The following is a 14536-nucleotide window of genomic DNA, read 5'->3' as shown; positions in this document are numbered from 1 at the left end:
GTGTGTTAAGTACTTCTTTTTGTAGCGCCGCGTCAGTTCAGGTAAGGGGACCAGGACGGTTCTCTGACTTCGCCTTGAGCGGTAGGAAGCGGGAGCCTTACGCGTCCATTAATGGACACGAGCATCAAGACTCCCCGGCCCTGCTGGCGGGTGGCGTAGATTACCATGGTGCCGTTGGGCGCAACAGTAGCTGACTCATCAAGGTTGGTATCCGTGAGGATTTTTACCGTTCCACGCTGCAAATCCTGGGCCGCAACCCGGAAATTAGTGAAACCATCCTGACGGTGAATCATCACCAACGTCTTTTCATCAGCCGAAAGCTTCGGATTGGCATTGTAGTTACCGATAAAAGTAACACGCTCTGCACCACCACCATTCACGTTCGCCTTATAGACCTGTGGCTTGCCGCCGCGGTCAGAGGTGAAGTAGATGGTTGAACCATCTTTGCCCCAGAACGGTTCGGTATTGATACCCGGGCCGCTGGTTGCGCGAGTGATCTGGCGCGAAGCCATGTTCATCACGTAGATATCCGGGTTGCCGTCCTTGGACAGCACGAACGCCAGGCGCGAACCATCCGGCGACCAGGCCGGTGCACCGTTGAGGCCTTCGAAGTTGGTGATCTGCTCACGACGGCCAGTATCAATGTGCTGGACGAAGATACGCGGACGCTTCTGCTCGAAAGACACGTAGGCGATACGCTTGCCATCCGGCGCGAAACGCGGCGACAGGATAGGCTCACGCGATTGCAGCAGGGTCACGGCGCGTGCACCGTCATAGTCCGAGCGCTGCAAAGTGTAACGAGTGTTGTCTACGGAGAAACGCTCAGCCGTGACATACAACAGGCGCGTCGAGAACGCCCCCTTGATGCCGGTGAGTTTTTCAAACGACTGGTCCGAGATGTAGTGGGCCATGTCGCGCAGCTGTTCGGCAGTCCCCGAAACGCTGCCGGTCAAGACCTGCTGCTCAGTGGCCACGTTGAACAACGTGTACTGGATCTGCAGGCGACCACCCGCCGGAACGATGTTGCCGACCATCAGGTACTGGGCGCCGACGGCTTTCCAGTCACGGAAGATGACTTCGCTGGCCTGGGTAGGCTGGCTGATCATGTTGCCTTTCGGAATCGGCGCGTAGTAACCGGAATTGCGCAGGTCATCGCTGACGATCTGGGCCATGTCGTCCGGCAGCACGCTGCCGCCCTGCCAACCGAACGGTACGACTGCGATCGGGGTGGCCCGATCGCTACCGCTGGTGACCAGGATGTTCTTTTCATCCGCCGCCGCTATCCCTGCCATACAGCAAATAACGACAAGCATTCCTCGAAGAAGGTTTCTCACAAGGCTAGATCCTCAGGTGTGAATGTCATCTTGAATGAACGATAGGGAGCGAAGTCGCTTGGTTTCATTCCCTGCATCTCGGTCAACCGGCCAATGTTCTTGACCGCGGCAACCGCCGAACTGTCGAACGAACCGTCACCACTGGACTTGGCCACGCTGACCGAAGTCACCGTACCGTCCGGCAACATGCCGATCTGCAGCACTACTGTCATGCCTTTGCGTGCCGAAGGTGGACGGGTCCAGCCTTCTGCTGCGCGTGCCCGAATCAGGTCGTCGAAACTGCCCGCGACTTCATCGCCACGCTCATCGGCCAAGGCTTGCTGACGCTGCGGCGTGTCGGAGAGCAAATCTGCCAAGGCCTGGGCCTTTTTCTCTTCGGCGGATTTACGCGCTGCTTCCTGGGCCTTTTTCTTGGTGGCATCGGCGGCAGCTTTCTTCTTCGCGTCGTCGGCGATTTTCTTCTTCGCCTCGTCTGCTTCAGCTTTTTTCTTGGCGTCTTCGGCGGCTTTCTTCTTCGCGTCTTCGACTATCTTTTTCTTGGCGTCTTCAGCGGCCTTTTTCTTGGCCTCTTCTTCGGCAGCTTTCTTCGCTTCGTCTTCGGCTTTCTTCTTGGCTATATCAGCCAATTGTTTCTCTTCGGCCTTTTTCGCGTCGGCAGCTTTCTCGGCTTTCTTGGCTTCATCAGCCTTTTTCGCCTCGTCGGCCTTCTTCGCTTCGTCAGCCTTTTTCGATTCCTCGGCCTTTTGAGCCGCCTCTTCTTTCTTTTGTTCCGCAGCAGCCTTCACCGCTTCCTGCTCGACCTTCTTCTGTTCCATCTGTTCGACTTCAGTCTGGCGCGCAGCCGACTTCTGGGCCTCACCCGCAATCTTCTGATTGGTCTGGGTGGTGGCCTGGCTTTTCGATTTCAGCTGATACAGGGTCGCCTGCACGATCGGCTTGGCTGGCGGCAGATCCGGGGTCATGGCAAAACTGACGAACAGCATGCCAAACACCAGGACGTGCAGGGCAATTGCCCAGACGCTAGGCCAGAAGAAGCTTTCCGAGGCGGACGGCTCTCGCTGTTGCTGCATCAGGGCGCCTCGGTAATCAAGCCAACGTTACCGACGCCGGCCTTCTGCAGCCCGCCCATGGCGCCCATCACAGAGCCGTAGTCGACCGACTTGTCACCCCGGATGAACACCTGGGTGTGCTTGCCGCCTTCGTTGCCAGAGCGAATGATCTTGGTCACCGCATCGGTCATCGCCGGCAGGGTCAAGGCCTTGTCTTGCTGTTTCTGAGTGTCGACTTCGCTGCCAAGGTTCCAGTAATAGGTCTTGTCAGCCTTGATCGAAATGGTCAGGACCTGTGTGTTGTTGTCTTGCGGCAAGGCTTCACTGGAAACCTTGGGCAGATCAACCTTCACGCCCTGGTTGAGCATCGGCGCGGTCACCATGAAGATGACCAGCAGCACCAGCATCACGTCGATGTAGGGCACTACGTTCATCTCGGCGACCGGCTTGCGCTTTTTGCGAGCTCGAGCGATTAAAGCCATTGGGAATTACCTGCTTATTCTTCGCTGGTGTGCACTTTACGGTGCAGGATCGCCTGGAATTCATCGGCGAAGGTGTAGTAACGGCTGATCAACGTTTCGCTGGTGGCAGCAAAGCGGTTGTAGGCGATTACTGCGGGGATAGCGGCGAACAGGCCGATCGCGGTGGCGATCAGGGCTTCGGCAATACCTGGGGCCACGGTGGCCAGGGTCGCTTGCTGGGCCTGGGCCAGGCCACGGAAGGAGTTCATGATCCCCCACACGGTACCGAACAGGCCAATGTACGGGCTGACCGAACCAACGGTGGCGAGGAACGGCAGGCTCTGCTCCAGCTTCTCTTCTTCACGGGAGATGGCCACGCGCATGGCACGGGCCACGCCTTCCATTACGGCTTCCGGATCAACACCCGGCTGCTGGCGCAGGCGCGAGAACTCCTTGAAACCGGCACGGAAGATCTGCTCCACACCCGAATCCGGGTCCGGGTTGCTGCCGGCCTGGCGGTACAGCTTGGACAGGTCGATACCCGACCAGAAGCGCTCTTCGAAGCTCTCCAGGGCACGTCGACCGGCGCGCAGCAGGTTGCTGCGCTGAAAAATCATGACCCAAGAGGTAACCGATGCGGCTACCAGGGTCAGCATGACCAGTTGAACCACAACACTGGCATTGCTGACCAGGCTCCACATGGAGGAATGGTCGACGACGGTAGGTTCCACGCTAAATCTCCTGCTTTGATTGTTTACCCGCGCCGCTCACGGCGGCAAAGGCCGCACGTAGAGTTTCGGGAATGGCCCGAGGTTTCAAACTGTTGGTGCGCACACACGCCACCAGGAACTGCCCCTCACAGAGCAGCGTTGCATCCGTTGCCCGCCTGACCTGTTGCTTGAAACGCAGGCTGGCACGGTTCAATTCGATTACTTCAGCGCTGACCAGCAGTTCATCGTCCAACCGCGCCGGCGCGTGATACCGCGCCTCGCTGGAATGCACGACGAACAACAGGTCCTCCCCTGCCAGCTCGGATTGGGCAAAGCCCAGCTCCCGTAGCCGCTCGGTTCGAGCCCGCTCCATGAACTTGAGGTAATTGACGTAATACACGATGCCGCCAGCATCGGTGTCCTCGTAATAAACGCGACAGCGATGTGCGAACGACTGATCCCCGTTTTGCGCGCGCATACTCTAGTGCTTACTCCTCAGGTTGCCAATCCGGCTGGGCAACTGTTTTTTCATCCACCGAAACATTTCCAGTGACTGAATGACGACGCCAGCCACTAGGACAGCACAAACATCGAATAAATCGACTTGCGTGAAGCTTTTAATCGTCCACTGCATCGAGGAATTCGTCTACCACAGGCATCTCACCCAATCGTGACGGAATGTTTAACCCGAAGTGCAGATACGCATGCCGCGTCACCACCCGGCCCCTTGGCGTACGCATGATGTAGCCCTGCTGGATCAGGTACGGCTCCAGCACATCCTCGATGGTGTGGCGCTCTTCACTGATGGCCGCCGCCAGGCTGTCGACCCCCACCGGGCCACCGTCGAACTTCTCGATCATGGTCAAGAGTAGACGCCGGTCCTGGTGATCGAAGCCATGCTCGTCGACATCCAGCAGGTTCAAGGCCAGGTCGGCCACGGCCTTGGTGATATGCCCCTTGGCCCGCACTTCGGCAAAGTCACGCACGCGGCGCAGCAGGCGGTTGGCGATCCGTGGCGTGCCGCGGGCCCTGCGGGCGATTTCAAACGCGCCTTCCGGGTCCAGCGGCAGGCCGAGAATGCTCGCCGAACGGCTGACAATGGTCGCCAGGTCTGCGGTGCTATAGAACTCCAGACGTTGAACAATGCCGAAACGGTCTCGCAGCGGGTTGGTCAGCATCCCGGCACGGGTGGTCGCGCCGACCAGTGTGAACGGCGGCAGGTCGAGCTTGATCGAGCGAGCTGCCGGGCCTTCGCCGATCATGATGTCAAGCTGGAAGTCCTCCATCGCGGGGTACAGCACTTCCTCGACGATCGGCGACAGCCGGTGAATCTCGTCGATGAACAGCACATCGTGGGGCTCGAGATTGGTCAGCAATGCCGCCAGATCGCCTGGGCGCTCCAGCACCGGGCCGGAGGTGGACTTGATCGACACGCCCATTTCCTGGGCGATGATGTTGGCCAGGGTGGTCTTGCCGAGCCCCGGCGGGCCGAAGATCAAGGTGTGGTCCAGGGACTCGCTGCGCCCGCGCGCAGCCTGGATGAACAGCTCCATCTGCTCGCGCACGGTGGGCTGGCCGATATAGTCGGCCAGGCTCAGGGGGCGGATGGCGCGGTCCTGGATTTCTTCACGGTCACGGGGGCCAGTGGCCGCGATCAGACGATCAGCTTCAATCACTTAAATCATTCCCTTCAGGGCGCGGCGGATCATGTCTTCACTGCTCAGGTTCTTGTCCTTGATGGCCGATACGGCCTTGCTGGCTTCCTGCGGCTTGTAGCCCAGGGAAATCAGCGCGCTGACCGCATCACTTTCGGCGCTGGCGACCTGGCCCGCCGGCATATCCGGTTGGTTCGGCACCAGGGCAAACATGCTCGGCACCACTTCCCAGGCTTTAAAGCGGTCCTTGAGCTCTACCAGCAGGCGCTCGGCCGTCTTCTTGCCGACCCCCGGGACCTTGGTCAGCGCCGAGGTGTCCTGGGCTGAAACGGCACGCATCAGCTCATCCACTTCCAGGCTCGACATCAATGCCAGGGCCAGTTTCGGCCCCACGCCATTGAGGCGAATCAGCTCGCGGAAGAAATCGCGGTCGCGCTTGCCGATGAAACCATAGAGTAGTTGCGCGTCTTCGCGTACCACCAGATGGGTGTGCAGCGTCAGCGGCTCACCGACCGACGGTAGGCGATACAGGGTGGTCATGGGCACTTCCAGCTCATACCCCAGCCCGTTTACATCCAGAATCAGGTGCGGCGGCTGTTTTTCAGCCAGGGTGCCGCGCAAGCGTCCAATCACGGTTCAGATCCTTAAAGCTTGGGGTCAGAGCATGGCCTGACCGGAAACAACGATTGCGCTGATGCTATCAGAGACGCAGGCGCCCGCCACGACTGCGTGCCGTACCGAGGCCGTGGGGCAGCAGGCTGGAACGGGTATGCGCGTGGCAAATCGCAATAGCCAGGGCGTCCGAGGCGTCGATCTGCGGCTTGGCGGTGAGCTTGAGCATGTGCATGACCATCATCTGCACCTGCTCTTTATTGGCCGCACCGGTACCCACCACGGCCTGCTTGACCTGGGTCGCGGTGTATTCGGCGATTTCCATGCCCTCCTCCGCACCGGCCACGATGGCGGCGCCCCGGGCCTGGCCGAGCTTGAGGGCCGAGTCGGCATTCTTGGCCATGAAGACCTTTTCGATGCCCATGGTCACCGGCCCATAGGTCTGGATCACTTCACGCACGCCGCGATAGACGATCTGCAAGCGCTCGGCCAGCTCGCCCGCACCGGTACGAATGCACCCCGATGCAACGTAGATGCAGCCACGTGGCGTCTGCTGCACCACGCCAAAACCGGTGATGCGCGAGCCGGGGTCGATACCTAGGATTAAAGTCATAACGCCTGCGGGTTGGATTTACAGCGGTATGTGCCAGGCACACATCGTGTGTAACAGCATAGAACCCTGTGGGCGCTGGCTTGCCTGCGATGCGCGCGCCTCGGTGTGTCAGTGGCACCGCGGTGATGCTTTCGCAGGCAACCAGCGCCTACACTGGATTGTCTTGGATCTTAAGAGAGCTGTTCGGCTACAGATTCAGGGATGTCGGCGTTGGAGTACACGTTCTGCACGTCATCCAGGTCTTCGAGCATATCCAGCAGCTTTAACACTTTCTGCGCGCCGTCCAGGTCCAGCTCGGCGCTGGTGGTCGGCAACATCACGATTTCCGCGTCGGTGCCCTTGAAGCCAGCAGCTTCCAGCGCGTTACGCACGGCATAGAAGCCAGCAAAGGAGGTGAACACGTCGATGGAGCCGTCTTCGTTGCTCACCACGTCGTCGGCATCCGCCTCCATGGCAGCCTCGATCAACGCATCTTCGTCCACACCCGGCGCGAAGGAGATCTGCCCCTTGCGCTCGAACAGGTAGGCCACCGAGCCGTCAGTGCCCAGGTTGCCGCCGCACTTGCTGAACGCATGGCGCACGGCAGCAGCAGTCCGGTTGCGGTTGTCGGTCATGCACTCGACCATGACGGCCACGCCGCCCGGGCCGTAGCCTTCGTAGGTCAGCTCGACCATGTCGTCGGTATCGGCTGCACCGGCGCCACGAGCCACCGCACGATCAATGATGTCGCGGCTCATATTGGCGCCCAGCGCCTTGTCCAGCGCCAGGCGCAGGCGCGGGTTGGAACCTGGGTCACCGCCGCCCTGGCGGGCAGCAACGGTCAGCTCGCGGATCCACTTGGTGAAGATCTTGCCTTTCTTGGCATCCTGACGCTCTTTGCGGTGCTTGATGTTCGCCCACTTGGAATGGCCAGCCATAACACAACTCCGAAATTCTGTAGAAACCTTATCAACCCCACCCCAGGTGGGATACAACCCTTGTAACGCAAAGGCGCATCCGAAGATGCGCCTTTTTAGACTGCGTAAACCTCAGTGCGCTTTCACGCAGCGGCCTTACTCAGCCTTCGGCGTCTCGCGCAGACGGATGTGCAATTCGCGCAGAGCCTTGGCATCCACCACACCTGGAGCCTGGGTCATGACGTCCGCAGCACTCTGGGTTTTCGGGAAGGCAATCACTTCACGGATCGACTGGGCGCCGGTCATCAGCATCACCAGGCGGTCCAGGCCAAAGGCCAGGCCACCGTGCGGCGGCGCGCCGTATTTCAGGGCGTCGAGCAGGAAGCCGAATTTCTCTTCCTGTTCCGCTTCGTTGATGCCCAACAGGCGGAACACCGCTTGCTGCATCTCTTTGCGGTGGATACGGATCGAACCGCCACCCAGCTCGGTGCCGTTCAACACCATGTCGTAAGCGCGCGACAACGCGCCTGCCGGGTTGGCTTCCAACTCTTCAGGCGAGCACTTCGGTGCAGTGAACGGGTGGTGCAAGGCGCTGAAGCTGCCGTCGTCGTTCTCTTCGAACATCGGGAAGTCGACAACCCACATCGGTGCCCACTTGCAGGTCAGCAGGTCCAGGTCATGGCCCAGCTTGATCCGCAGCGCGCCCAGGGCTTCGCTGACGATCTTGGCTTTGTCGGCACCGAAGAACACGATGTCACCGTCGACCGCGCCGACGCGATCGAGGATCGCGTTGAGGTTGTCCAGCGGAATGTTTTTCACGATCGGCGATTGCAGGCCGTCAACGCCATTGGCGCGCTCGTTGACCTTGATGTACGCCAGGCCCTTGGCGCCGTAGATGCCGACGAACTTGGTGTAGTCGTCGATCTGCTTGCGCGGCATGCTCGCGCCGCCAGGCACGCGCAGGGCGGCGATACGGCATTTAGGGTCGTTGGCCGGGCCGCTGAACACCTTGAAGTCGACTTCCTTGAGCTGGTCGGCCACGTCCACCAGTTCCAGCGGGATACGCAGGTCGGGCTTGTCGGAACCGTAGCGGCGCATGGCTTCTTCGAAGGTCATGTGCGGGAACTCGCCGAACTCCAGGTCCAGCACTTCCTTGAACAGGTTGCGGATCATTTGCTCGGTCAGGCCCATGATCTCTTTTTCATCGAGGAAGCTGGTCTCGATGTCGATCTGGGTGAATTCCGGCTGGCGGTCGGCGCGCAGGTCTTCGTCACGGAAGCACTTGGCGATCTGGTAGTAGCGGTCGAAGCCGGCGACCATCAGCAGTTGCTTGAACAGCTGTGGCGATTGCGGCAGGGCGAAGAACGAACCCGCGTGGGTACGGCTCGGCACCAGGTAGTCACGCGCACCTTCCGGGGTAGCCCGGGTCAGGATTGGCGTTTCGACGTCAAGGAAGCCGTTTTCGTCGAGGAAGCGGCGGATGCTGGTGGTCATGCGCGAACGCAGGCGCAGCTTCTCGGCCATTTCCGGACGACGCAGGTCCAGGAAGCGGTAGCGCAGGCGGGTTTCTTCGCCAACGTCGGAGTATTCGTTGAGTGGGAACGGCGGGGTTTCCGACTCGTTCAGCACTTCCAGCTCGTAGCCCAGCACTTCGATTGCGCCGGAGGCCATGTTCGCGTTCACGGCACCGGCCGGACGCAGGCGAACCTTGCCAGTGATCTTGACGACGTACTCGCTGCGCACGCGGTCGGCGGCGGCGAAGCTCTCGGCGCGGTCCGGGTCGAACACCACCTGGGCCAGACCATCACGATCACGGATATCGAGGAAGATCACCCCGCCGTGGTCGCGGCGACGGTGAACCCATCCGCAAAGGGTGATTTCCTGACCATCCAGGGTCTCGTTCAGTTGGCCGCAATAGTGGCTGCGCATCATGGTAGTGGTTTCACTTCTCGTAATTCGAAATTCGGTGGAGGCCTGCCTCGTCACCGTACATTTAAGCAGGGGACGGATAATGCAGGAGCCTGCGCATGGAGTTCAACTCAGTCTGCTTTGTCGCCGCCGGCCAGATTCTTCTTCGAGCCGGTCTTGAAATCAGTCTCGTACCAGCCGCTGCCGCTCAGGCGGAAGCCCGGCATGGACAACATCTTCTTGAGCTCTGGCGCCTTGCAGGCCGGGCAATCGACCAGCGGCGCGGCGCTGATCTTCTGAATGGCTTCCAACTGATGACCACAGGAAGCACATTGATAGTCGTACATGGGCATGGAGATGTCTCGGCGATCAGAACGTTACTGCGCCACGCCTGCCCCAGGGATAAAGCCCCGGCATGCGCAGCAAAGCGCGGGATTATATCTGGTAAATCGAGGCAGCGCAGCCGGCTTTCTGACCAGGGCCCTGCCCACCTCGACGGCAGGCCAGCCCCGGCGCCGGCCGATTACTCAGGGTTCGGCGTACTCACCCGGTCTTTCAAGGCGTGAACGACACACACCACCCTGACCAACCCGCTGAAGTTCTTCACCCCGCCATGGCGCAAGTGCACTTCCCGATCGACATAAGACAGCAACGCACTGACCGAGCAGGCGTTGATCCTGGCTATTTCCGCCAGGATGTTCCAATACACCTGCTCAAGTCGCAGGCAAGTGGAAAACCCATTGAGGCGCACCGACCGGGACAATGGCTTGGCCAGCCCCATATCAAACCCCTTCGCAAAGGGGTCGACCGTTATCCTGTGAAAACCACCGGTTTCCATTACTCCGTTACCCACTCCACGTGACATACACCTGACACTCCATTGCCAAACAGCAGCCCACGGGTTCTCCCATTGGGCAGTGGCCCTATAAAACAGCAGGCAGAGACAGGCAGCCAGAAGACGCGGAGTTGATCGACGTAGGACAACGCCAGGAAATGCACGGAAACAAGCGAGCGGCGCCAGGACGGCGCCACTCAAGGCCGGCGTTTATTGGTTTTCGAGCAGGGAACGCAGCATCCACGCGGTTTTTTCGTGAACCTGCATACGCTGGGTCAACAGATCGGCAGTCGGTTCATCGCTGACTTTGTCCAGCAACGGGAAGATACCGCGCGCGGTGCGCGTGACCGCTTCCTGACCCGCCACCAGTTGCTTGATCATCTCTTCGGCACTGGGCACACCTTCTTCTTCCTTGATCGAAGACAGGCGCGCGTAGATCGAATAGGCGCCCGGCGCCGGGAAGCCCAGGGCACGGATACGCTCGGCAATGGAGTCCACCGCCAGCGCCAGCTCGTTGTACTGCTCTTCGAACATCAAGTGCAGCGTACGGAACATCGGCCCCGTGACGTTCCAATGGAAGTTGTGGGTCTTCAGGTACAGTACATAGGTATCGGAAAGCAGTCGCGAAAGCCCGTCGACGATGGATTTACGATCTTCTTCACTGATACCGATATCGATTGCCATGTTTATCCCCTTCAATTGACAAGCATTCATTGATCAGGTGCAGCTCCACTCTAGCAAGAGTACCGGTGGTGCGCAGCCCGACACGCCCAGGTGAGGTGCGGCAAATCGCCCCTGCGTAACCTGCCAGCCGGTGCTGCGCAAGCCTTCGCACGCATCGGGAAAACTTCCCCGCACGCCGCTTGAAAACCCTGCACCTGTCTAGGACAAGCGTTTGACGCAGAAATGCCGTACCCCTTGCAACACCCGGAAATGCTTGATTTGAGTAGGCACAGCCTTTGCTGTTAAATAGGCGGCGTGTCGCTGCCGTTAATTTCCGCGGCAGCCGGCATAGGCTGATACCCGCGCACGTGCCCAACGCCTCCCATTGTTCAGAAGCGAACCGTGCCAGTCAGCTCTTCCTTGTGATCCGTCTTAACGTGAGTTAATCAAAATGTTGAAAATCGTCCACCTGCTAACGGGCGTTGCAGCTTTGCTGCTGTCCTTTATACCGAGCTTGCAACAGGGAAGCCCTCCCTACCTGGAACAACACGACGCTCTGTACCTGGCCTTGTTCGGCCTTCTTAACCTGACGCTGGCACCGGTGATCCCTTACTGGAACAAAGGCACTCGTCATCAACTGCAAAACCTGGTCAGCGCGCTGCTGGTTCTGACCGTTGTCGTACAAACCCTCACCCTCCTGGCACCTATGCCTGAAGTGGGCGGCCACCCGGCCATCCTGCTCAGCCTGGTGATTGCTGTGGTCGCCATCGTTCTTCACCTGGCCATCAGCTTCTACCGTTCGTCCCCGGCGGCCGCGTCGCAAACTTATGACATGACCAATCGGGATACCGGTACCGTCAAGTGGTTCAACACGTCCAAAGGCTTCGGCTTTATTTCCCGCGATTCGGGCGACGATATCTTCGTCCACTTCCGGGCTATTCGCGGTGAAGGCCATCGCGTCCTGGTGGAAGGCCAGCGCGTGGAGTTCTCCGTGATGAATCGCGATAAAGGCCTGCAAGCCGAAGACGTGATCGCTGCCCTGCCGCGTCGCTGATTCCAGCCTTCGCAGCAAAAAAAACCGCGATCCAGCGTTGACTGGATCGCGGTTTTTTATTGCCGGCTATTTAGTAGTGAGGCGGCGGCGCTTCTTCTTCCGAGGTTTCGAACTGCCCGCCCATTTCTTCCTGGCGCTTGAGCAGCGCGGTCATCTGCAACTGCAGGCGTTCGACGGCCCGCTGCTGGGTGACGAGGATGTCATTGAGGGTCTCGATGGTGTCGTCCTGGAAGGCCAGGCGGCTTTCCAGGTCGGTGACGCGGTCTTGCAGGTCCATGGTTCAGCCCTGGGTAAAGATGAAGTCGGCGGGCAACAGCTCGCGCAGGCGGGTGCGGATAGCGGCGACCTGCTCTGCAGTATAAGGCTGCGCCGGATGCTTGCCCCATACCGGCGCAGGCCAGGCGGCATCATCGCGTTTGCGCACGATCACATGCACGTGCAACTGGCTGACCACATTGCCGAGGGCGCCGATGTTCATCTTGTCGGCGTTCAAGCCCTCATTGAGCAACTGCGCCAACGCCGTGGTTTCCTGCCATAGACGCTGCTGGTCGGCGACATCCAGTTGAAACACTTCGCTGATACCGTTGATGCGTGGCACCAGGATGAACCACGGGTAGTTGGAATCATTGGACAGCAGCAGGCGGCAGAGCGGGAAGTCCCCAATGGCCAGTGTGTCTTGTTGCAGGCGTTGATCTAAGGCGAACACGCGGGCACTCCGTTTTTGCAGGTCGATTTCAGACGCCCAGCATACCTTCGAATGCTCAAGGCTTCACGGCGAATGCGGCGAGCCGCGATGCAAGTGGAGAAAAATACGCACCCTTTCGAGGCAGCCAGATATTTGAGCTACGCTAATCCGGGCCTGAGCGGGATGCACCAAAATGACCCACTTGTGCATCAAAGGGATCCGCCGATTACCCACTCATGGGGGTGAACCGGTAACGTTTTGCCCGGACCGGGTGTTTTTGTGCCTTCTCACAGGTGTTACACCAAAGCGTCAAGGCCAAACAAAACGACGTAAAAAGCCCGTGCTTATGCGGTTTTTACACGGCCGTAACGTTTTTCACGAAAAAATGACATTCGGTTACCGCTTTGTGCACGCTTGTTGCATTCACACCCACATCGTCGGCAACGGCACCCGTTTGGAAGCAGGTGTTTCGCGATAAAAACACAAGCGTTTCAATACGCATCAAGGAAGACTTCAAACTTTGAAACGGGTTTGAAAACAGTATTGAAGTTGTCAGTCCGGTTACAGGTGGACTGTGAATTTGCGACACGGAGATAGCAATTTACGACAGCCTCGTAAAGAAGCTGAAAGGATAGATGGGCAAGTATCGTCAATAGAGTCTGCGTGATATAACTTTGCGCCGACACAAAAAAGAAAGAGCCGCCCAGATAAAAATACAGGTGGGACGGCAGTACTCTTCCTAAACCAAAGGAGCAAATCACGATGCGCGTGATGAAGTGGAGCATGATCGCCCTGGCTGTTTCAGCAGGCACCTCGCAGTTCGCAATGGCCTCTTCCCAGGACGACGCCAAGGGTTTTGTTGAAGACAGCACTTTCAGCATTAATACTCGCGCGCTGTATTTCAGCCGTGACTTCCGCAACAACCCGTCGGGCCCAGACTCCCAGAGCCGCGCTGAAGAATCCGGCCTGGGCTTCAATGCCCTGTACCAATCGGGCTTCACCCAAGGCACCATCGGTGTCGGTGTTGACGTGATTGGCCTGTTGGGCGTCAAGCTCGACAGCGGCAAAGGCCGCGCAGGCACTGGTCTGTTCCCAACCGGTTCCGATGGTCGCTCGCAAGACGACTACTCCAAAGGCGGCGGCGCGGTTAAATTCCGTATCTCCGATACTGTCCTGAAAATCGGTGACCAGTACACCACAGCCCCTGTATTCGCGTCTGACGACAGCCGCTTGCTGCCAGAGCTGCCACAAGGTATCTCGATCACCAGCAACGAAATCAAGGGCCTGAAGCTGGAAGGCGGTCACTTCACTTCCAGCATCGCTCAGAACCAGACCTACCATGACAGCCTGGGCCTGACCAAAACCGACTTCGTCGGCGGCGTGTACTCTTTCACTCCTGAGTTCACCGGTAGCCTGTACTACGCGAAAACCGAAGATTACTTCCGTAAGTACTACAGCAACCTGAACTGGACTCACGCCCTGAGCAACGACCAATCGTTCGCCTTGGACTTCAACATCTACGACACCAAGAGCGAGGGCGAAGGCCTGCAACGTGCTTCCAAGGACAGCGCCCTGCCGTTCGCAGAACGCACCAAGCTCGACAACCGCGCGTTCAGCCTGCAGGGTGCGTACACCATCGGTGCACACACCTTCACCCTGGCAGCCCAGAAAGTCACCGGCGACGGCGACTACGGCTACGGCGTAGATGGCGGCGGCACTGTGTTCCTGGCCAACTCCATCGCTCGTTCCGACTTCAACGCCGAAGGCGAGAAGTCCTACCAGGCGCGTTACGACATCAACATGGCAACCTTCGGCATTCCTGGCCTGAGCTTCATGACTCGTTACGTAACCGGTAGCGGCGCCAACACCGCCACCACCTCGAACGGCAAAGAGTGGGAACGCGACATCGAAGCCAAATACGTGATCCAGAATGGTCCAGCCAAAGACCTGAGCTTGCGTCTGCGTCAAGCCACTTATCGCTCCGGCGATGGTGTGTACTACGGCTCGCCTTCGATCGACGAACTGCGTCTGATCGCGCAATACCCGCTGAACATCTTGTAA

General features: G+C 59.0%; 17 protein-coding genes. 2 read left to right on the top strand and 15 right to left on the bottom strand.

Going from position 1 to position 14536, the window contains the following annotated elements; all coding sequences use genetic code 11:
- Positions 1–32: 32 nt before the first annotated feature.
- The 13 genes from tolB to AC07OJ_RS26325 all read right to left on the bottom strand — a co-directional run bounded on the left by tolB (position 33) and on the right by AC07OJ_RS26325 (position 10757).
- Positions 33–1313, bottom strand: coding sequence for a Tol-Pal system beta propeller repeat protein TolB (tolB, locus tag AC07OJ_RS26385; protein WP_065908853.1), 1281 nt, complete (start codon positions 1311–1313; stop codon positions 33–35).
- Positions 1314–1330: 17 nt separating this feature from the next.
- A complete protein-coding gene (gene tolA / locus AC07OJ_RS26380; protein WP_065908851.1) occupies positions 1331–2404 on the bottom strand; it encodes a cell envelope integrity protein TolA in 1074 nt (357 codons plus the stop codon).
- Complete coding sequence (gene tolR, locus AC07OJ_RS26375) at positions 2404–2856, bottom strand: protein TolR (RefSeq protein ID WP_161793227.1); 453 nt, start codon at positions 2854–2856, stop codon at positions 2404–2406. Before tolR ends, tolA begins: the two co-directional genes overlap by 1 nt.
- A 23-nt stretch (positions 2857–2879) precedes the next feature.
- Positions 2880–3575 (bottom strand): protein TolQ, encoded by a 696-nt coding sequence (gene tolQ / locus AC07OJ_RS26370; RefSeq protein WP_053135845.1) that lies wholly within the window; start codon positions 3573–3575, stop codon positions 2880–2882.
- A 1-nt stretch (position 3576) separates the two neighbouring features.
- Positions 3577–4032, bottom strand: a complete 456-nt coding sequence (ybgC, locus tag AC07OJ_RS26365; RefSeq protein WP_065908849.1) for a tol-pal system-associated acyl-CoA thioesterase — start codon at positions 4030–4032, stop codon at positions 3577–3579.
- Positions 4033–4171: 139 nt separating this feature from the next.
- Entirely contained in the window at positions 4172–5230 is a 1059-nt protein-coding gene (ruvB, locus tag AC07OJ_RS26360; RefSeq protein ID WP_065908846.1) for a Holliday junction branch migration DNA helicase RuvB, read from the bottom strand.
- Positions 5231–5842, bottom strand: coding sequence for a Holliday junction branch migration protein RuvA (gene ruvA, locus AC07OJ_RS26355; RefSeq protein WP_495095481.1), 612 nt, complete (start codon positions 5840–5842; stop codon positions 5231–5233).
- A 67-nt stretch (positions 5843–5909) separates the two neighbouring features.
- A complete protein-coding gene (gene ruvC, locus AC07OJ_RS26350; protein ID WP_065908840.1) occupies positions 5910–6434 on the bottom strand; it encodes a crossover junction endodeoxyribonuclease RuvC in 525 nt (174 codons plus the stop codon).
- A gap of 170 nt (positions 6435–6604) precedes the next feature.
- Positions 6605–7351: a YebC/PmpR family DNA-binding transcriptional regulator gene (locus AC07OJ_RS26345; RefSeq protein ID WP_065908837.1), complete on the bottom strand. Its 747-nt coding sequence runs from the start codon at positions 7349–7351 to the stop codon at positions 6605–6607.
- 135 nt (positions 7352–7486) lie between these two features.
- A complete protein-coding gene (aspS, locus tag AC07OJ_RS26340; RefSeq protein ID WP_056858570.1) occupies positions 7487–9262 on the bottom strand; it encodes an aspartate--tRNA ligase in 1776 nt (591 codons plus the stop codon).
- Between the two features lie 107 nt (positions 9263–9369).
- Complete coding sequence (locus tag AC07OJ_RS26335; RefSeq protein WP_048727052.1) at positions 9370–9591, bottom strand: FmdB family zinc ribbon protein; 222 nt, start codon at positions 9589–9591, stop codon at positions 9370–9372.
- Positions 9592–9761: 170 nt separating this feature from the next.
- The gene (locus AC07OJ_RS26330) at positions 9762–10103 is read right to left on the bottom strand and encodes a ribbon-helix-helix domain-containing protein (RefSeq protein ID WP_065908831.1); all 342 of its coding nucleotides are present in this window, start codon (positions 10101–10103) and stop codon (positions 9762–9764) included.
- 180 nt (positions 10104–10283) lie between these two features.
- Positions 10284–10757: a Dps family protein gene (locus tag AC07OJ_RS26325; protein WP_003193874.1), complete on the bottom strand. Its 474-nt coding sequence runs from the start codon at positions 10755–10757 to the stop codon at positions 10284–10286.
- Between the two features lie 430 nt (positions 10758–11187).
- On the opposite strand from AC07OJ_RS26325, the gene AC07OJ_RS26320 reads away from it, so the two are divergent.
- Entirely contained in the window at positions 11188–11790 is a 603-nt protein-coding gene (locus tag AC07OJ_RS26320) for a cold-shock protein (RefSeq protein WP_065908829.1), read from the top strand.
- A gap of 70 nt (positions 11791–11860) precedes the next feature.
- Here the strand turns inward: AC07OJ_RS26320 and AC07OJ_RS26315 are convergent, their stop codons facing one another.
- The gene (locus tag AC07OJ_RS26315) at positions 11861–12067 is read right to left on the bottom strand and encodes a SlyX family protein (protein WP_015885618.1); all 207 of its coding nucleotides are present in this window, start codon (positions 12065–12067) and stop codon (positions 11861–11863) included.
- Between the two features lie 3 nt (positions 12068–12070).
- Complete coding sequence (locus AC07OJ_RS26310) at positions 12071–12496, bottom strand: HIT domain-containing protein (RefSeq protein ID WP_065908824.1); 426 nt, start codon at positions 12494–12496, stop codon at positions 12071–12073.
- Between the two features lie 741 nt (positions 12497–13237).
- Here AC07OJ_RS26310 and AC07OJ_RS26305 point away from each other — a divergent pair.
- Entirely contained in the window at positions 13238–14536 is a 1299-nt protein-coding gene (locus AC07OJ_RS26305) for an OprD family porin (protein WP_262135549.1), read from the top strand.

The sequence above is a fragment of the Pseudomonas sp. GW821-FHT09C08 genome (genome assembly GCF_059418125.1).
The sequence above is the reverse complement of the archived record's forward strand: the minus strand, read 5'-3'. Positions and strand labels throughout refer to the sequence as shown.